General features: G+C 65.7%; 22 protein-coding genes. 20 read left to right on the top strand and 2 right to left on the bottom strand.

Annotation, left to right across the window (positions count from 1 at the left end; all coding sequences use genetic code 11):
* From BLV15_RS18510 to BLV15_RS18460, 12 genes are read left to right on the top strand one after another with little or no spacing between them, the layout of a single operon-like run.
* On the top strand, positions 1 to 783 hold the full coding sequence (locus BLV15_RS18510) for a Rha family transcriptional regulator (RefSeq protein ID WP_245728225.1): 783 nt from the start codon (positions 1 to 3) through the stop codon (positions 781 to 783).
* Positions 780 to 1,667, top strand: coding sequence for a DnaT-like ssDNA-binding domain-containing protein (locus BLV15_RS18505; protein WP_090231186.1), 888 nt, complete (start codon positions 780 to 782; stop codon positions 1,665 to 1,667). Before BLV15_RS18510 ends, BLV15_RS18505 begins: the two co-directional genes overlap by 4 nt.
* On the top strand, positions 1,648 to 2,352 hold the full coding sequence (locus BLV15_RS18500) for a replication protein P (protein WP_090231185.1): 705 nt from the start codon (positions 1,648 to 1,650) through the stop codon (positions 2,350 to 2,352). Before BLV15_RS18505 ends, BLV15_RS18500 begins: the two co-directional genes overlap by 20 nt.
* A complete protein-coding gene (locus BLV15_RS18495) occupies positions 2,345 to 3,223 on the top strand; it encodes a phosphohydrolase (protein ID WP_090231184.1) in 879 nt (292 codons plus the stop codon). The genes BLV15_RS18500 and BLV15_RS18495 overlap by 8 nt, the downstream gene beginning before the upstream one ends.
* On the top strand, positions 3,216 to 3,434 hold the full coding sequence (locus BLV15_RS18490; protein WP_090231183.1) for a hypothetical protein: 219 nt from the start codon (positions 3,216 to 3,218) through the stop codon (positions 3,432 to 3,434). The genes BLV15_RS18495 and BLV15_RS18490 overlap by 8 nt, the downstream gene beginning before the upstream one ends.
* On the top strand, positions 3,427 to 3,585 hold the full coding sequence (locus BLV15_RS22170; RefSeq protein ID WP_175534398.1) for a hypothetical protein: 159 nt from the start codon (positions 3,427 to 3,429) through the stop codon (positions 3,583 to 3,585). The genes BLV15_RS18490 and BLV15_RS22170 overlap by 8 nt, the downstream gene beginning before the upstream one ends.
* Positions 3,582 to 3,998, top strand: a complete 417-nt coding sequence (locus BLV15_RS18485; RefSeq protein WP_139210752.1) for a hypothetical protein — start codon at positions 3,582 to 3,584, stop codon at positions 3,996 to 3,998. The genes BLV15_RS22170 and BLV15_RS18485 overlap by 4 nt, the downstream gene beginning before the upstream one ends.
* Positions 3,995 to 4,978, top strand: coding sequence for a tyrosine-type recombinase/integrase (locus tag BLV15_RS18480; protein WP_090231181.1), 984 nt, complete (start codon positions 3,995 to 3,997; stop codon positions 4,976 to 4,978). The genes BLV15_RS18485 and BLV15_RS18480 overlap by 4 nt, the downstream gene beginning before the upstream one ends.
* Before the next feature lie 45 nt (positions 4,979 to 5,023).
* Positions 5,024 to 5,395 carry a hypothetical protein gene (locus tag BLV15_RS18475; protein WP_090231180.1) on the top strand — a complete coding sequence of 124 codons (372 nt, stop codon included), beginning with the start codon at positions 5,024 to 5,026 and terminating at the stop codon, positions 5,393 to 5,395.
* Positions 5,388 to 5,828 carry a VRR-NUC domain-containing protein gene (locus tag BLV15_RS18470; RefSeq protein WP_090231179.1) on the top strand — a complete coding sequence of 147 codons (441 nt, stop codon included), beginning with the start codon at positions 5,388 to 5,390 and terminating at the stop codon, positions 5,826 to 5,828. Before BLV15_RS18475 ends, BLV15_RS18470 begins: the two co-directional genes overlap by 8 nt.
* Complete coding sequence (locus BLV15_RS18465; RefSeq protein ID WP_139210751.1) at positions 5,825 to 6,145, top strand: hypothetical protein; 321 nt, start codon at positions 5,825 to 5,827, stop codon at positions 6,143 to 6,145. The genes BLV15_RS18470 and BLV15_RS18465 overlap by 4 nt, the downstream gene beginning before the upstream one ends.
* A 12-nt stretch (positions 6,146 to 6,157) precedes the next feature.
* Positions 6,158 to 6,721 carry a hypothetical protein gene (locus tag BLV15_RS18460; protein WP_090231177.1) on the top strand — a complete coding sequence of 188 codons (564 nt, stop codon included), beginning with the start codon at positions 6,158 to 6,160 and terminating at the stop codon, positions 6,719 to 6,721.
* Between the two features lie 104 nt (positions 6,722 to 6,825).
* Here the strand turns inward: BLV15_RS18460 and BLV15_RS18455 are convergent, their stop codons facing one another.
* Both BLV15_RS18455 and BLV15_RS18450 read right to left on the bottom strand, forming a co-directional pair.
* Positions 6,826 to 7,257, bottom strand: coding sequence for a type II toxin-antitoxin system HicB family antitoxin (locus tag BLV15_RS18455; protein WP_090231176.1), 432 nt, complete (start codon positions 7,255 to 7,257; stop codon positions 6,826 to 6,828).
* Positions 7,258 to 7,325: 68 nt separating this feature from the next.
* Complete coding sequence (locus BLV15_RS18450) at positions 7,326 to 7,505, bottom strand: type II toxin-antitoxin system HicA family toxin (RefSeq protein ID WP_090231175.1); 180 nt, start codon at positions 7,503 to 7,505, stop codon at positions 7,326 to 7,328.
* An 85-nt stretch (positions 7,506 to 7,590) separates the two neighbouring features.
* Here BLV15_RS18450 and BLV15_RS18445 point away from each other — a divergent pair, with 85 nt between their 5' ends.
* The 8 genes from BLV15_RS18445 (at position 7,591) to BLV15_RS18410 (ending at position 15,510) form a co-directional block, all read left to right on the top strand.
* Positions 7,591 to 7,965 (top strand): putative holin, encoded by a 375-nt coding sequence (locus tag BLV15_RS18445; protein ID WP_090231174.1) that lies wholly within the window; start codon positions 7,591 to 7,593, stop codon positions 7,963 to 7,965.
* Positions 7,958 to 8,302 carry a phage holin family protein gene (locus BLV15_RS18440; RefSeq protein ID WP_090231173.1) on the top strand — a complete coding sequence of 115 codons (345 nt, stop codon included), beginning with the start codon at positions 7,958 to 7,960 and terminating at the stop codon, positions 8,300 to 8,302. Before BLV15_RS18445 ends, BLV15_RS18440 begins: the two co-directional genes overlap by 8 nt.
* Before the next feature lie 40 nt (positions 8,303 to 8,342).
* The gene (locus tag BLV15_RS18435) at positions 8,343 to 9,068 is read left to right on the top strand and encodes a hypothetical protein (RefSeq protein WP_090231172.1); all 726 of its coding nucleotides are present in this window, start codon (positions 8,343 to 8,345) and stop codon (positions 9,066 to 9,068) included.
* A 115-nt stretch (positions 9,069 to 9,183) separates the two neighbouring features.
* Positions 9,184 to 9,729 (top strand): terminase small subunit, encoded by a 546-nt coding sequence (locus BLV15_RS18430; RefSeq protein WP_090231171.1) that lies wholly within the window; start codon positions 9,184 to 9,186, stop codon positions 9,727 to 9,729.
* A complete protein-coding gene (locus BLV15_RS18425; RefSeq protein ID WP_090231170.1) occupies positions 9,701 to 11,680 on the top strand; it encodes a phage terminase large subunit family protein in 1,980 nt (659 codons plus the stop codon). Before BLV15_RS18430 ends, BLV15_RS18425 begins: the two co-directional genes overlap by 29 nt.
* On the top strand, positions 11,668 to 11,889 hold the full coding sequence (locus BLV15_RS18420) for a primosomal replication protein PriB/PriC domain protein (RefSeq protein WP_090231169.1): 222 nt from the start codon (positions 11,668 to 11,670) through the stop codon (positions 11,887 to 11,889). The genes BLV15_RS18425 and BLV15_RS18420 overlap by 13 nt, the downstream gene beginning before the upstream one ends.
* A complete protein-coding gene (locus BLV15_RS18415; protein ID WP_090231168.1) occupies positions 11,889 to 13,457 on the top strand; it encodes a phage portal protein in 1,569 nt (522 codons plus the stop codon). The genes BLV15_RS18420 and BLV15_RS18415 overlap by 1 nt, the downstream gene beginning before the upstream one ends.
* Positions 13,369 to 15,510 (top strand): ClpP-like prohead protease/major capsid protein fusion protein, encoded by a 2,142-nt coding sequence (locus tag BLV15_RS18410; protein ID WP_090231167.1) that lies wholly within the window; start codon positions 13,369 to 13,371, stop codon positions 15,508 to 15,510. Before BLV15_RS18415 ends, BLV15_RS18410 begins: the two co-directional genes overlap by 89 nt.
* Positions 15,511 to 15,538 lie beyond the last annotated feature (28 nt).

Genomic DNA, 15,538 nt, shown 5'->3' with positions numbered 1-15,538 from the left:
ATGAGCCAAGTGACCAAGAGCGACAACCCGCTGACGATGTCGAGCCGGGAGATTGCCGAGCTGACCGGGAAAAAGCACTTCCACGTGAAGCGCGACATCGAGGTGCTGCTGAAGGACCTGGAAGAGGATGCATCCAAGTTTGGATGCATCTACCTGGACTCGGCGAAGCGCACGCAAACCGAGTACCGGCTGGACCGGGACCACACGGATTGCCTGCTTACCGGCTACAGCGCGCCGTTGCGGATGAAGGTGATCCGCCGCTGGCGCGAGCTGGAGGACGCTGCAAAACAACACGCCGTGACAGGTGGCCGTGACGCGGCGTGGTCGGAACAGCGCCGCATCGGCAAGGCGATGTTCAAGAGCCTGCACGACTACATCGGCACCCTGGACGGCAGCGAGAACCAGCGCCGCTGGGCGCACGAGAACGCCACCAACCGCATCTACCGCGCGCTTACCGGTGGCGTGGCGGGTACGGCCAAGGCGCTGCGCAAGCTCTACGGGATGGAGAGCGGCACGCCGCGCGACCGCATGAGCCACCACGCGCTGGCGCAGATCAGCCTGGCGGAGCGGCGCATCTGGGAGGAATGCCAGCGCCGCGGCCTGGAGACGGTGCCGCAGTTCAATGAGGTGGTGGACGGCATCTGCGAGCGGTTGGTGGTCGGCATGGGCCACCTGCTGCTCGAGGATCGCCCGGCCGACGTGCTGGAGCGCCTGCCGGTGCCGGCGCAGCTGGTGCGGCGCACGGTGGTGACTGAGGAGTACTCGGCCAGGGGGCGGCTGTGAAGCGCCCAGCCTTCCAGTTCTACCCGGCCGACTGGCGCAACAACGCGAAGCTGCGGCGCTGCAGCTGGGGTGCCCGGGGCGTGTGGATCGAGCTGATGGGGCTGATGCATGACAGCGACCACTACGGCGTGCTGCGGTGGTCCCTCAAGGAGATAGCCCAGGCCCTGGGCGCCCCTATTGCGCTGGTGCGCGAGCTGGTGGAGAAGGGCGTGCTGTACGGCGCCGAGGCCGGCCAGTGCGAGCCGATGATCTACACGCCAGTGAGCGGGCGGAAGCAGGGCGAGCCGGTGGAGCTGATCGCCGCCCAGGCCGGGCCGATCTGGTACTCGCCGCGCATGGTGCGTGACGAGTATGTGCGCACCAAGCGGGGGGAGAGTTCGCGCTTTGGTGCGAGCAATGGTGATGACCCCAACCCTTCACCCAAGGGGGGCTTTGGTGCGGGCAAGGGTGCAGCACCCAAGGCAGCACCCACCCCGCACGAAAGTGACGGCTCTACATCTTCCTCTTCTTCTTCATCTTCACCTTCGGTAGCTAACGCTACCTCCGGTGAGGACCGGCGTCGGCGGTTCGAGATGCATGCGGCCTGGCAGCCCGACGAGGTGAACCTGCGCTTTCCGCTGCGCACCGCCGGGCTGGCGCTGGAGGCGATCACGCCGGCGCTAGTCGGCGAGTTCACCGGCTACTGGCTCACCCAACCTCACGAATTCACCCACGCCGACTGGTGCCGCCGCCTGGTGCAGCACGCCGTGCGCAATCGGGCCACGCTGGCCGCTGGAGCAACCCATGACTCGACCCCAACCCGTGGCGGCGCTGCTGGCCGCAGCATCACCCTCGCCGAAAACCTCACCGACACCAGCTGGGCCGATGGGATCGACGTTCTGTGACAGCGCCGAACTGGCGGCGCGGGTGAACCTGGTGTTCGCCACGCTGCAGACCGATCTAGGCCTGGCGACGGCCTTCCGCTTCGAGTTCCCCGCCGGCGACCCGGCGAAGCTGCGCGCGGCCAAGGCGAGCTGGATGCGCATGGGCTTGGCCAAGGTGCCGAAGCCGTTGTTCGACTTGGCGCTGATGCGCCTCGGCGCCGAGCACCAGGTGGGGCGGGCCAGCAAGAGCCTGCCCAGCTACGGGGACTTCCTGGCGCTGTGCCTGCCCCGGCCCGAGGCTGTGGGGCTGCCGACAATGGACGCAGCCTACCGCGAGGCCGTGAGCCACGCGATGAACGCCCGGCACCGCTGGAGCCACCCGGCGGTGAAGATCGCCGCGATCGCTACCGGCGCGCACGACCTGCGCACCGCCGATGGCTACCGCACCGCCGCGCTGCGCAAAGCCTTCGAGGCGCACTACGAGCAACTGGTGCTGCAGGTGGCCTGCGGCGAGGAACTCACCCCGCCACGCCTGGCCCTGGCGCACGACGGCAGCAAGCCGGCCGCCCAGGTGCACGAAGAGCACGCGGAGCAGCAGATGCGGGAGCGGCTGGAGCGGGAAGGGCTGGCAGGCACCGGGCAGGGCGCCCGGGAGCAGCTGCTGAAGCGGATGGGACTGAATCGACAAGGAGCCAACCATGGCTGAACAAGAACGCGTGATCTGCATCTACCACGGCGGCTGCGCTGATGGTTTCGGCGCCGCCTATGCGGTGTGGCGCGCGCTGGGGCGCGACGTGGAGTTTCACCCGGCCAAGTACGGTTCGGCGCCGCCGGATGTCGCCGGCGCGGTGGTGCTGGTGGTGGACTTTTCCTACCCACTGGAAACGTTGCAGGCGATGGCGGACGTTGCCGAGCAAGTGCTGGTGATCGATCACCACAAGACGGCGGCCGAGGCGCTGGCGGCGCTGCCGGAGGCGCCGATGGGCTATCACGCATGGCGCCAGAGAGAGCTGCGGCTTTCGGCCATCTTCGACATTCGGCGCAGCGGAGCGGGCCTGACGTGGGATTTCCTGAACCCTGGCTGGGGTCGCCCGGCACTGGTCGATTACATCGAGGACCGCGATCTGTGGCGCTTCTCGCTGAGCGCCACACGCGAGGTGATGGCTGGCCTGTTCAGCTATCCGCAGGAATTCGAGGTGTGGGCGCACTTCATGGAGGGCGGCGTGCGCCAGTTGCTGCAGGATGGCAAGGCGATCGAGCGCAAGCAGCGCCAGGACGTTGCCGCCGTGATCCGCTCCTCGCTGCGCCGGATGATGATCGGCGACCACGACGTGCCGGTGGTCAACGCGCCGTACACCATGGCCAGCGATGTGGGCCACGTGCTGCTCGAAGGCGAACCCTTCGCGGCGACCTACTACGACGCGGCGGAGGAGCGCGTGTTCAGCTTGCGCAGCAGCGACAACGGCGTGGACGTCGGCGCCATCTCCGAGCAGTACGGCGGCGGCGGGCACCGCAACGCCTCGGGCTTCCGCGTGCCACACGGGCATGTGCTGGCGGGTGGGGTGAGCCATGGGTGATTCGCGCCAATCCAACGCCACCGCGTGCGCGTCGCTGGCGCTCTCTGTCCTGGCATCTGTTGCCATCGTAGTTCACCTGATCGGCGTGCTCGGCAGCGATGACACTGTCGGGACCTTCTACAACGAAACCATCGACGCAACCTGCGTAGTGGTCACGTCTGCTGGGCAGAAGGCGATGTCCTGCTTGCCAGGGGATCGCCGCCATGAGTGAGTCGCGTCGCTTCAAACCGGGCGATCTGGCGCTGATCATCGGCGGTAGCCGGCCAGAGAACATCGGGAAATGCGTAGTGGAAAGGAATCTCATGCCTCTGCGAGGTGACGGCTACGTTCCCCTTACCAAGGCGAGCGAGGTGCCGGCATGATCACTCGCCGCTCTTTGCTGAAGCTTATGGCCGGCGCGGCTGCGGCCGGCTTTGTGGTGCCCGCGCTTCAGTCGACGCGCTCGCCTTACGTGCTGGCTGGCGAGGTCGCTTCGTATATCGGGCATTGCCCGGGAGGCTTCATTGGCGGCCAGGTCGTCCACCAGGTACTGCCGTGGGATGGTGTCGGTTATCCCATGCAGGTCTGGAACAACGCCTTCGGCGTCCACCGCGCGCTTGAGACCTACTACGACGTGGATCTGGCGAACTTCAATCGCGAGATCCCGCGCAACTTCTGGCACAACCATTCCACCCTCGACTATCCGAACGTCCACACCTGGTTGCGCATGCAGCGCTACGGCGAGACGCGTGCCGAGGCCATCCGTGCGCTGAACTTCGTGGGTATCCGGGCATGAGCAAGCCCGCGGCCCTGCGGACGACCGGCCAGGTGCTGACTTGGTGGAGCGACCGCCTCGAACTCAACCGATCCGTCTCTGCCAGTTACCGCCGCACGATGCGCAGCCTGATCCGCCGGCACGTGATTCCTGCGTTGGGATCGGTGGTGGTGAAGAAGCTGAACCGCGCCGTGATCGACGACCGCCTGGTTTGGCCGATGCAGCAGACGCACTCGCCGCATACGGTGCACAAAGCGGTGCAGGGCTTGCAGCAGGCGCTGGCGCTCGCGGAGCGGCAGGGGCGAATCGACGAGAACCCGCTGGCGGCGGTGAACTGGCGGGACTTCTGGACCGGGCAGCTTCCGCCGCGCGCTGCCGGGTTGCTGCCGGTCGACGTGCCTGCGCTGGTGCCAGCGCTGTGCAAGGCCTTCGACGAAGACGCGGTGGGCGGCCTGCTGGCGCTGATGATGCTGGCCCATGGCACGCGGATATCCGAGACCGCCATGGCGCGCTGGCAGCACATCAGCCTGGCGGAGCGGGTGTGGATCATCCCGGCCGAGAACACGAAGACCGGTGTCGAGCTAACGGTGCCGCTGACTGCCCAGGTGTGCGCGCTGCTCGATCGCTACCGCCAGCGGCAGCACGCGGCTCGCCGGGGCAGCCCGTGGGTGTTCGCGCTGCAGGGCGGCGAGGCGCCCTCGAAGGAGCAGGCCAGCGCGATGATCCGTGCCATCAGCAAGCGGCAATGGCGTAGCCACGACCTGCGCAAGCTGGCACGCACGGTGTGGGCGGAGATCGGCATCGACTACCTGGTGGGCGAGCTGCTGCTTAACCACTCCATGGGCAAGCTGGCCGGCACCTACATCAAGACGACGGTGATCGACCTGCGGCGCGAGGCGCTCGAGCGCTGGCACGCGTGGCTGGATGAGCGCGGATTCGCCGAGGCGCACGGGCTGAAAACACCCGAAACCACATCTTCCACGAATGACGTTGCGGCTTAGTGCTGCGCGGCTTTCGGCGATAAATCCCATTTCCAATAGAGGTAGATGGAGAACATGGAAAACGAGCAGAAGCCAGGCGAAAAGCCGGATGCCTACGCCGCCCTGATCCGTGCTGCCAGCCTTGCAGAGATCGGTGTGTTCGAGCCGGATTCGGGCATCCAGATCGGCGGGCACCCAATGGAGCGCGAGGGCTGGGGAAAGGCGAGCTTCGTGGGGGTGAAAGCGCATCTGTTCAGGCCCATTTCGAGTGACCGGATCGGCGCCCAGGGCAGGGAGCGGCAATGGGTCTCGCTGTGCGGCGTGTCCGCTGTTTCGACCAGCCGCTGGCCGATGTTCGAGGCCGGGTCCTGGGAGCGCTGCAGGGTGTGCGAATCGAAAGTGCGCCGGCGGCCTCGGGGAGGAGCCATCTATGGGTGAGGCGCTGCTCAAGAAGTGGAAGCGGCCATCCACGCCGCGCCGTGCGCCTTCGGTCGACTACGAGGGGATGGAGCAAACCGCGCTGTTCCGCTGGCTGCAGGTGCGGCACCCGCTGGCGTGGAAGCTGGCATACCACGTGCCGAACGGCGGGCATCGCGTGAAGGCCGTCGCCGCGAAGTTGAAGGCCCAGGGCGTGAAGGCCGGTGTGAGCGACTTCTGCCTGCCGATGGCGCGCGGCGGTTGGTTCGGCCTGTACATCGAGTTCAAGGCGACGCCTCCGCACGCGGCGCCGGTCTCCGACTCGCAGACGGCGTTCCTCATGGCGGTGGAGCAGCAGGGGTACATGGCGATCGTGTGCCGCGGCATGGACGAGGCGATGCAGGTGATCGACGGCTACATGGCGCATTCGCCCACGCAGGCGGTGAAGGCGTGAGGCGTCAGCCCGGGCCGGACGCCCGGCTTGCCCTGCGCGCGGTGCGGGAGTGCGACGCGTGCCAAGGCAACGGCTGGGTGAAGGGAATCTTCCACCAAATGGAGTGCGCCGGCTGCGACGGCGGCGGCCTGGTTGACCGGGCCAGCGGCGAGAAGATCGAGGCGCAGGAGCTGATCTTGCTGCTGCGCATGCGGCTCAACCGGGCGATGCAGATCGTCCGGCTGTACGAACAAACCCAGCCGGCCGGGCCAGCGGCGGACTACGGCGGCAGGGACAACAAGCATCACCGCGGCGGCGGGAACTGGACGGGCGATTGAGGGGAGAAGGGCATGGTTTACCGAGACACACTAAGCGCGCTGGTTCGCTGCCTGGCGGCCGACGCGATCGATAGCACGGCGAAGCAGGCTTGGCAGAAGCTGTATTCGGCGGGTTACCAGGTGGAACCGTCCGGCATGGGGTTGCCGGCCGAGGTGATGAGGGACATCGATTGCTGGCTGCACGCGCGGTTGCACAGCCAACTGCGGCCGCTGCACTGGAATGTGCTGGTGGCGAAGTACTCGACGCACAAAGGGCGCAAGGTGCAGGCGATCGCAGCGGCGATCCCGTTCGTGCCGTCCCCGGCGGGCCGGCTGTTCGTGCAGTACGCCGTCACCACCTGGGCGATCCCGAAGCTCAAGGGCGTGGACGGCAAGCGCTCTACGGACATGCTGGTGTTACCGGACAGCTACTACGACATGAACCGCTGGGAGGGCGAGGGCCGCCCGGAGCAGACGCGCAACCGATGGCGGCGCGACATTCGCAACTGGCTGGAGGGGCGGGTGACCGAGGCGGTGAACCATGCGCACGAGGTGATGGCTGCCGAGGGGCTGCTGATCGACAACGCCGCCGCTTGACTCCAGTGAGCGACTGAGCGAAATTAATCCCATCCTGTCGATTCTGCGCGTGGTTAGGACGCAGACGACACCAGAGCCCGGCCATTGAGCCGGGCTTTTTTGTTTCAGGCGGCTGGTTCTACGCTCAGCACCAGGCGTTTGCCTAGCTTGGCCAATGCGTCTTCAAGGGCGTCCATCTTCGAGCTGTGCGTGAAGTCGACCAGGCGATCGCCCTGGGTTTGCGACACGCCGAGCAGGCGGCACAGATCAGCCTTGCGCATACCGCGCGCCACCATCTCGTTCCACAGCGCGATCTTCGCCACGGTGAGCGCCGGCAGCCGGATCGCGTGTTCGCCGGCCTCTGGCGGAGACGCGGCCGGAACCGCGCGTCGCTGGTCGACGTAGATCGAGAGGGTCGTCTCGATGGCATCCAGCGCTTCCGAAAGCGCGTGCGCTTCGTCATCGCCATAGGAGTTCAGCTCGGGCAAGTCACGGCAGAACACGGCCAAGCCTGGCGCGCTGTCGTCTTTCTCGAACCGGATTGCGTAGTCGTACATAGCTCCCCCTTATGTGGGTGGATTGGTGCGGTGAGGCAATAGCTCAGCGAAAAGGCGAAGGGGGCTCTTCAGAGCCCCAGTTGCTTAATGATCGCCTTGCGGGTCGGTTCAGGCATTTCCTTTGATCCGTGGTCCGCGAAGGTCGTCTGCTTGCCGTTCGGGGCGGTGATCTTGAAGTGGCTTCCCTTGCCGGCTTCGAAGGTCACCCCGTGGTCCTTCAACCATCGTCTGAATGCGCTGTGCTTCATCACCTCATCTCTGATGTTGGGATGGGACCAGCATACAACACTTATGTAGTAATACAACACCTTTGTGGTATTTTGGGAGAGTTCGATGGCTGAGCCAAGCACTGGGGTGGTGGTGATGACCACCGGCGCCCTCGGCGTCACTGCGGCAAGCCTGTTCCCTGGCGTTGACCTGAATGCGGTGGTGGGTGCGTTCGGCGGCGCCCTGTTCTTCATCGTGTTCAAACAGAACATTTCGCCGATCGCTCGCGCCGGCTATCTGATTGCGTCGTGGGTGTTCGGCTACTACGTCGCGGTAGAGATGCTGGGCCGGAAGTGGACTGCTACGTCCGGCCTGGCGTCGTTCCTGGGCGGCCTGCTGTGCACCGTCATCTGCGTCAGCCTGCTGGAATGGGGGCAAGGAGGCCGCGCGCCGGGCTGGCTGCGCTTCATCCTGAATCGTCGTGGAGGCCCCAATGACTGATATCTGGACCCTCATCGCTGCAGCCCTGTGCGCCGCGATCTGCTGGCGGATCGTCAGTTACCGGCGCGAGCAAGATTCCGCGTACCGGCCGACCGCTGCCCTGTGCGCCTGGCTGCTCGCTGTGGGCACTGGCTGCTTCGCGCTGTCGGTATGTCTGGGCACCTCGGGCCCGGTTTCGCCGTTCCTGCTGATCATTCTGGTGGTGCTGGCCGTGCTGGTGTTCCGCGCTCGAGGCAACGTCGCCCTGGTCGTGCGCCTGGACTGGAGCGCGAAGTGGGACGGCGAAGAGCGACGCAATACCGAGTACGACACCGGTCGCCGGATGCCGCGGCAGTGAGCGCAGACAGGGTGAGCGCGAGCACCCATGGGCCCGTGACATGTTCAAGATCGAAGCCAAAGGGCTTGCCGAGCAGCTGGGCACGCTGACTGATATCGTCGAGCGCCAGCTGCCGTTCGCTACTGCCCTGGCTCTGACCACGACCGCGAAGATGGTTGAGGCGGAGTTGCAGAGCGAGATGCGCACGGTCTTCGACCGGCCTACGCCCTACACGCTCAACAGCCTGCGCGTCTTCCCTGCCACCAAGGAGAAGCTTGTTGCCAGGGTGTGGATGAAGGATGAGTCCGACAAGGCTGCACCAGCGACGCGCTGGCTGACACCACAGGTCTACGGTGGCCAGCGCCAGGACAAGCGCAGCGAGAAGCTGCTGCGGGCTCGCGGCATCCTCCCTGATGGGAAGTACATCGTTCCAGGCAGGGACGCGAAGCTCGATCAGTTCGGCAACATCGGGCGCGGTCAGCTGCAGAAGATCATCTCGGGCCTTGGCGCTCAATTCGATCGGTATGCCAACAGCACGGACAGCAAGCGCAGCATCGGCAACCGCCGGCGCTACTTCGTGCTGCGCAACAGCGCCGGGCCGATCGGGATTGCCGAGCGTACAGGGCGAGGGCGAGACAAGGTGAAGCTGTTGCTCGCCTTCGCTGGCCGGCCTGGCTACCGCAAGGACTTCGACTTCTTCGGTGTTGGAGATCGAGTGGCAGAGGAGCAGTTGGACGTGCAGTTCCGGCTCGCTCTGGGACGAGCGTTGACGACGCGGCGCCGATGACGGTGCGGCGCGATGGACGACGGGTCCTCCCGGGGGCCACCCCGTCTGCGGGTAATTCGAGCCCCGCGCGCCAGCGATGTATGACCCAAATTCAGAGGTTGGTTGTTGTTTAGTCATGGCCAAAAACGAAACAACCAAGCAGCGCGGATGGTTGAACAAATCCGAGATGGCTTCGAGCCTGGGGATTTCTCCGCAAGCCTTTGAAAAATGGGGCGTGGAGCCAGTTGCGCGTATTGGTCGCGAGGCCTTCTACACCGTGCAGGATGTGGTCGGAAATCGCGTCGACCACGCCATGCGGAAACAGCAACCTGAGGGTGGTCTCCCTGAAGGTCTCGATCCGTTCGCTGAGCTTAAGCTCGTTCAGGAGCGGCTCCGCCTCACCACGGCCCAGGCCTATGCCCAAGAGCAAAAGAACCAGGTCAGCGACCGCATTCTGGTACCGGTGCCGTTCGCGACCTTCGCGCTCGCCAAGATTTCTGCGCAGATCGGCTCGAAACTCGAAACCGTCGGCAAGACCGTGAGTCGCCGCCACCCGGACATTGATGCCCGGGTGCTGGAGTCGATAGAGCGGGAGATCGCCCTGGCGCGCAACGTCGCCGCGGAGTTTGGCGAACACCTTCCGGAATTCCTCGATGAGTACCTTGAGTCCTTGGCTGACTGATCTTCAGAAGGGGATCAAGCTCGGACTCCAGGCGCTTTACAAGGAACCCCCGCTCACCGCCGTCGAGTGGGCGGACAAGCACTTCTACATGTCGGCCGAGTCCTCGTACAACGAGGGGAAATGGACGACCGATCCGTTCCAGGTGGCGATCCTCAACGCCATGGGGAACGACCTGATCGCTGTGGTCAACTTCGTGAAGTCGGCCCGGATCGGTTACACCAAGCTGCTGCTGGCCAACGTCGGCTACAAGATCCAGCACAAGCGCCGCAACGTGATGATGTGGAGTCCGACCGACCCGGACGCCGAGGACATCAGCAAAAGCCACGTCAACGGCCTGATCCGCGACGTGCCGGTCATCCGCGAACTCGCTCCTTGGATCGACCGGAAGCACAGCGATAACACCCTCGGTCAGAAGATCTTCGCCAACCGGCGGACGCTCTGGATTCGCGGCGGCAAGGCATCGCGCAACTACCGCGAGAAGTCCGCCGACGAGGTGATCTACGACGAGCTGTCGAACTTCGACGCCAATATCGAAGGAGAGGGCGACCCTGTCACCCTGGGCGACAAGCGCCTCGACGGCGCGGTGTACCCCAAGTCCATTCGTGGCTCCACGCCGAAGCTGGCCGGCACCTGCCAGGTCACGAAGGCGGCGGACGAGTCGCCCCACCGGCTGCGCTTCCACGTCGCCTGCCCGCACTGCCACCAGGAGCAGACGCTGAAGTGGGGCGGTAAGGACTGCGAGTTCGGGGTGAAGTGGGAGAAGAACGCCCTCGGCGAGGCGACCAAGGTCTGGTACGTCTGCGAGCACTGTGCCGCGATCTTCTTCCACCCCGACATGGTCGAGGCATCGAAGACAGGCCGCTGGGTCTGCGAGAACACCGGCATCTGGACACGGGATGCAATGGACTGGTTCGACCAGGCCGGCGAACCCGTCAACACGCCGCGCTCGGTGAGCTTCTTCGCCTGGGCCATCTACAGCACCTGGAGCACGTGGCTCAAGCTGGTCGGCGAGTGGCTCAAGGTGAAGGACGATCGGCAAAAGCTGATCACCTTCGTCAACACCACCCTCGGCGAAACCTGGGAAGACGATCAGGGCGAGAAGCTCGACTGGGAGCAACTGCACGGCCGTCGCGAAGTCTGGGCGGGCATCCCGGCGCGCGCGGTCACGCTCCAGGGCGGGATCGATACGCAGGATGACCGCTATGAGGGTCGGGTCTGGGCGTTCGGCGCCGGCGAGGAAGCTTGGCTCGTTTACCGCTTCATCCTGATGGGAGACCCCGCCAGCGAAGAGCTCCGCCGCAAAGTCGGCGTGGAGCTGCAGCGGCAGTTCACCCGCGCCGACGGCGTCGTGATGAAGGTTGACCGCTGGTGTTGGGACTCCGCCGGCCACTACACCGACGAGGTCTACGCCGAGAGCCGCAAACACGGCATCCAGTGGGTAATCCCGATCCGGGGCGCCCCTATCTACGGCAAGCCCATCGCCAACTTTCCCCGCGCCCGGACGAAGGGTTCGCGGGTCTACCTGACCGAAGTCGGCACCGACAACGCGAAGGAGCTGATTTACAGCAGGCTCAGGCTTCAGCCCGACCTGGCCAAGCAGGGCGAGTCGCAACCAGGCGTCGTGCATCTGCCGGCCAACGACGACATCTGCGACGAAACCGAACTCAAGCAGCTCACTGCAGAACGCAAAGTCCTGAAGATCGAGAAGGGCCAGCGCGTCTCGCGGTGGGACGCCGGCGGCCGCCGCAACGAGGCGCTCGACTGCTTCGTGTACGCCTTGGCGGCGCTACGCATCAGCCAGCAGCGCTTCGGCCTGGACCTTGATGCACTCGCTGCTGCGATGGCCACACCGGTGGACGGCGAAGTGGTGAAGCGCGAACAGACCAAACAACCCGCCAACGCTGCCTCGGGCGGCTGGCTCAAGCTCGGAAACGACCCATGGCTACCGTGACCACGGCACAACGGATGCTCGACAAGTACCTCGAGGCAGAGCTCGCGGTGCTCGAAGGGCGCAGCATCACCTTCGCCGGACGCAACCTTACCATGGCCGACCTGAACCAGATCCGCGAAGGGCGGCTGGAATGGGAGCGCCGCGTAGCAACCGAGCGCAATAACGCCGCCGGACGAAGCAACGGCTACTCGCTGGCGACCTTCGAATGATGAATTTCATCGACCGCCTGCTGGCTCCGTTCGCGCCCAGCATGGTTGCGCAGCGCCTGGCGGCGCGGCTGGCGATCCAGGCCTACGAAGCAGCCCAGCCCAGCCGCACGCACAAGGCAAAGGGGCAGCCGCGCAGCGCGGACCTGTCCCTGCAGGTCTCGGCCAAGTCCCTGCGTGACCAGTGCCGCAAGCTGGACGAAGACCACGACATCGTCACCGGTCTGTTCGATCGGCTCGAAGAGCGTGTGGTCGGTGGCGCCGGTATCGGCGTCGAGCCGATCCCGCTCACCTACGCCGGCGAGTTGCATCTGGATCTGGCTGCGGAGATCAAGGCGGCCTGGGCGGAGTGGTCCCTGCGTCCGGAAACGTCCGGAGAGCTGACCCGCCCGCAGATGGAGCGGCTTGTATGCCGATCCTGGCTGCGTGATGGCGAGGCCCTGGCGCAGAAGCTCCGCGGCAACGTGGCGAACTACACCTACCTGACCGAGGTGCCGTTCGCGCTCGAACTGCTTGAGGCCGACTACCTGCCCTGGGACTTCAACGACGAAGGCGCCGGCATCCTGCAGGGCATCGAGCGCGACGCCTGGCGCCGCCGCCGGGCCTACTACCTGCTCAAGCAACACCCGGGCAGCATGCAGGGCTTCGGCGTGCGTTTTCAGACCAAACGAGTCGACGCCGAGCGGATCATCCACATCGCGTATCGCAAGCGCATCGGCCAGAACCGTGGCCTGCCACTGCTGCACGCGGTGCTCATCCGCCTGGCGGACATCAAGGACTACGAGGAGAGCGAGCGCGTCGCCGCCCGTATCTCCGCCGCCCTGGCGATGTTCATCAAGAAGGGCACTCCCGACATGTACGACAGGCCCGCCAACGGCGAGCAGCGCGGCGACCGGACCTTCCCGATCGCGCCGGGCATGGTCATCGACACCCTGTTGCCGGGCGAGGAGGTGGGCACCATCTCCAGCAACCGGCCCAACCCGTTCCTCGAGAGTTACCGCAACGGCCAGCTCAAGGCCGTGGCCGCCGGCAGCCGCAGCGCCTATTCCACCGTGTCCCGCAGCTACGACGGCACCTACTCGGCGCAGCGCCAGGAGCTGGTGGAAGCGCAGCTTGGCTACGACCTGGTGCAACACGAATTCATCGACTACTGGGCGCGCCCCGTCTACCGCGAGTGGCTGGCCATGTACCTGCTCACCCGCGGGCGGCCGCTGCCGGCGGATGTCGATCCAAAGACCCTCTACGGCGCCATTTACCAAGGGCCGGTGATGCCGTGGATCAACCCGGTTCACGAAGCCACCGCGTGGGAAAGCCTGGTCGAAGCCGGCTTTGCCGACGAGGCCGAGGTTGCGCGCGCACGTGGCCGCAACCCGCAGGAACTCAAGCGCGCACGCGCCGCTGAGATAGCAACCAACAGGGAGAAGGGGCTGGTGTTCAGCTCCGACGCCTACCACCAGTTCTATGGGAAAAACGGAGGCGCCAATGGGCAGCCAAATGAAGCTGGGAATCCTGGCCGCGGCGGGCAGCCTGATGGCGCCGATGGCGAAACTGACGTCAGCGCTGACCGATGAAAACGTACCGGACAAGAGCTGGTACACCATCAAGTCGCTGTCCCGTGGCCGCGCGGAGATCTACCTCTACGACGAGATCGGTGGCTGGGGCATCACCGCGCAGCAGTTCGCCCGCGACCTGAAGGAGCTGGGTGACATCGCCAACATCGACCTGCGCATCCACTCGCCCGGCGGCGACGTGTTCGCCGGCATGGCCATCTACAACCTGCTGAAGAATCACCCGGCGCGCGTCGAGGTGTACATCGACGGTCTGGCAGCCTCGATGGCTTCGGTCGTAGCAATGGCCGGCGACACGGTCTTCATGCCCGAGAACGCCATGATGATGGTGCACAAACCCTGGGGCATCCAGGGCGGCGACGCCGACGACATGCGCCGCTACGCCGAACTGCTCGACAAGGTCGAGGACTCGCTGGTCACCGCCTACACCGCAAAAACCGGCAAGAGCGCCGACGAAATCAAAGCCCTCCTCAAGGAGGAAACCTGGATGACAGGCCGCGAGGCTGTCGAGGCCGGCTTCGCCGACCAACTTACTGAGCCGCTCGCCGCGGCAGCTCACCTCACCTCCAAACGCATGCAGGAGTTTGCCCACATGCCCGAAGCACTGAAGAACCTCATGCAGCCGCGCGCGTCAGTCACCCCGCCGGCTGCTCCGAACCCGACGCCAGCACCCGCTGCGCCGGCCGCCCAACCGCAGGAGCCGGTAGCAGCTGCACCCGCCGCACCGGTCGCAGCCGCGCCGGCTCCGGCCGCGCCAGCCACTCCGCCGGTCGACCCGATGATCGCTGCCCGCGCCCAGGTGCAGGCCGAAGAGAACGCGCGCCGCACCGCGATCAGCGCCGCGTTCGCGCCGTTCGCCAGCACCCAGGCAGAGCTGCTGCAGGAATGCCTGCGCGACATGACCATCACCGCTGCGCAGGCCGAGAAGAAGCTGCTCGCCAAGCTCGGCGAATCCACCACCCCCACGGCGGACCCCATGGCCCACATCAACGTCGGCAACGGCAACCTGATCGGCGACTCCGTGCGCAATTGCGTCGAAGCGCGCACCGGCCACGCCAAGGCCGAGAAGGAGAACAAGTTCGTCGGCATGCCTCTGGCGGAGCTGGCTCGCGCCTCGCTCATCCACCGGAACATCGGCATCGCTGGCCTGGACCGCATGGGCATCGTCGGCCTGGCCTTCACCCACTCCAGCTCGGACTTCGGCAGCATCCTGGGCGACATCGCCCACAAGTCGATGCTGCGCGGCTACGACGAGGCGGCCGAGACCTTCCAGCTGTGGACCGCCAAAGGCACGCTGACCGACTTCCGCCCGGCCACCCGCGTGGACCTCTCCACCTTCCCCAACCTGTCGAAGGTCGCGGAAGGCGCCGAGTACACCTACGGCACCGTGGGCGATCGCAAGGAACAGATCGTGCTCGCCACCTACGGCAAGCTGTTCAGCATCACCCGCCAGGCCGTGATCAACGACGACCTCGCCGTGCTGGAGCGCATCCCGCGCAGCATGGGCCGTGCCGCCATCCGTACCGTGGGTGACCTGGTGTACGCCGTGCTGGCCAACAACCCGAAGATGGCCGACGGCAAGGCGCTGTTCCACGCCGACCACGGCAACCTCCTGCCTGCTGCTGGCCTGTCCACCGCACGCCTGGACGAAGCGCTGTCCGCGATGCAGACGCAGAAAGAAGGCGATGCCGTGCTCAACATCATGCCGAAGTACTGGCTGGTGCCGGTGGCGCTGCGCTCCACCGCCAACGCGCTGATCAACGCCGAGTACGACCCGGCGCTGGTCGACGCCAAGGTCCCGAACCCGGTGAAAGGCCTGGTCGAGGTGATCGCCGATGCGCGCCTGGACGCGCAGAGCAAGATCAATACCTACCTCACCGCCGATCCGGCTGTGCACGACACCGTCGAGGTCGCCTACCTGGACGGTAACGAAACGCCGTTCCTAGAGCAGCAGCAAGGCTTCACCATCGACGGAGCCGCCTTCAAGGTCCGTCTCGACGCCGGTGTCGCCCCGATGTCCTGGCGCACCATCTCCAAACTGCCTGGCCAGGCCTGACAGCCAACCCTCTGAAAACCCCGCTCCG

Source organism: Pseudomonas kuykendallii, assembly GCF_900106975.1.
Lineage (GTDB): Bacteria > Pseudomonadota > Gammaproteobacteria > Pseudomonadales > Pseudomonadaceae > Pseudomonas_O > Pseudomonas_O kuykendallii.
This window is presented reverse-complemented; position numbering and strand designations above follow the sequence as displayed.

Bases quoted from the DNA above. Each gene is read 5' to 3' on its own strand.
- BLV15_RS18470 (WP_090231179.1), top strand. From the start codon at position 5,388: ATGGGTGAGGCGCTGCTCAAGAAGTGGAAGCGGCCATCCACGCCGCGC.
- BLV15_RS18435 (WP_090231172.1), top strand. From the start codon at position 8,343: ATGTTCAAGATCGAAGCCAAAGGGCTTGCCGAGCAGCTGGGCACGCTG.
- BLV15_RS18420 (WP_090231169.1), top strand. From the start codon at position 11,668: ATGGCTACCGTGACCACGGCACAACGGATGCTCGACAAGTACCTCGAG.
- BLV15_RS18490 (WP_090231183.1), top strand. From the start codon at position 3,216: ATGGGTGATTCGCGCCAATCCAACGCCACCGCGTGCGCGTCGCTGGCG.
- BLV15_RS18455 (WP_090231176.1), bottom strand. From the start codon at position 7,257: ATGTACGACTACGCAATCCGGTTCGAGAAAGACGACAGCGCGCCAGGC.
- BLV15_RS18410 (WP_090231167.1), top strand. From the start codon at position 13,369: ATGGGCAGCCAAATGAAGCTGGGAATCCTGGCCGCGGCGGGCAGCCTG.
- BLV15_RS18430 (WP_090231171.1), top strand. From the start codon at position 9,184: ATGGCCAAAAACGAAACAACCAAGCAGCGCGGATGGTTGAACAAATCC.
- BLV15_RS18450 (WP_090231175.1), bottom strand. From the start codon at position 7,505: ATGAAGCACAGCGCATTCAGACGATGGTTGAAGGACCACGGGGTGACC.
- BLV15_RS18495 (WP_090231184.1), top strand. From the start codon at position 2,345: ATGGCTGAACAAGAACGCGTGATCTGCATCTACCACGGCGGCTGCGCT.
- BLV15_RS18475 (WP_090231180.1), top strand. From the start codon at position 5,024: ATGGAGAACATGGAAAACGAGCAGAAGCCAGGCGAAAAGCCGGATGCC.
- BLV15_RS18415 (WP_090231168.1), top strand. From the start codon at position 11,889: ATGAATTTCATCGACCGCCTGCTGGCTCCGTTCGCGCCCAGCATGGTT.
- BLV15_RS18500 (WP_090231185.1), top strand. From the start codon at position 1,648: ATGGGATCGACGTTCTGTGACAGCGCCGAACTGGCGGCGCGGGTGAAC.
- BLV15_RS18485 (WP_139210752.1), top strand. From the start codon at position 3,582: ATGATCACTCGCCGCTCTTTGCTGAAGCTTATGGCCGGCGCGGCTGCG.
- BLV15_RS18425 (WP_090231170.1), top strand. From the start codon at position 9,701: ATGAGTACCTTGAGTCCTTGGCTGACTGATCTTCAGAAGGGGATCAAG.
- BLV15_RS18460 (WP_090231177.1), top strand. From the start codon at position 6,158: ATGGTTTACCGAGACACACTAAGCGCGCTGGTTCGCTGCCTGGCGGCC.
- BLV15_RS18480 (WP_090231181.1), top strand. From the start codon at position 3,995: ATGAGCAAGCCCGCGGCCCTGCGGACGACCGGCCAGGTGCTGACTTGG.
- BLV15_RS18510 (WP_245728225.1), top strand. From the start codon at position 1: ATGAGCCAAGTGACCAAGAGCGACAACCCGCTGACGATGTCGAGCCGG.
- BLV15_RS18445 (WP_090231174.1), top strand. From the start codon at position 7,591: ATGGCTGAGCCAAGCACTGGGGTGGTGGTGATGACCACCGGCGCCCTC.
- BLV15_RS18440 (WP_090231173.1), top strand. From the start codon at position 7,958: ATGACTGATATCTGGACCCTCATCGCTGCAGCCCTGTGCGCCGCGATC.
- BLV15_RS22170 (WP_175534398.1), top strand. From the start codon at position 3,427: ATGAGTGAGTCGCGTCGCTTCAAACCGGGCGATCTGGCGCTGATCATC.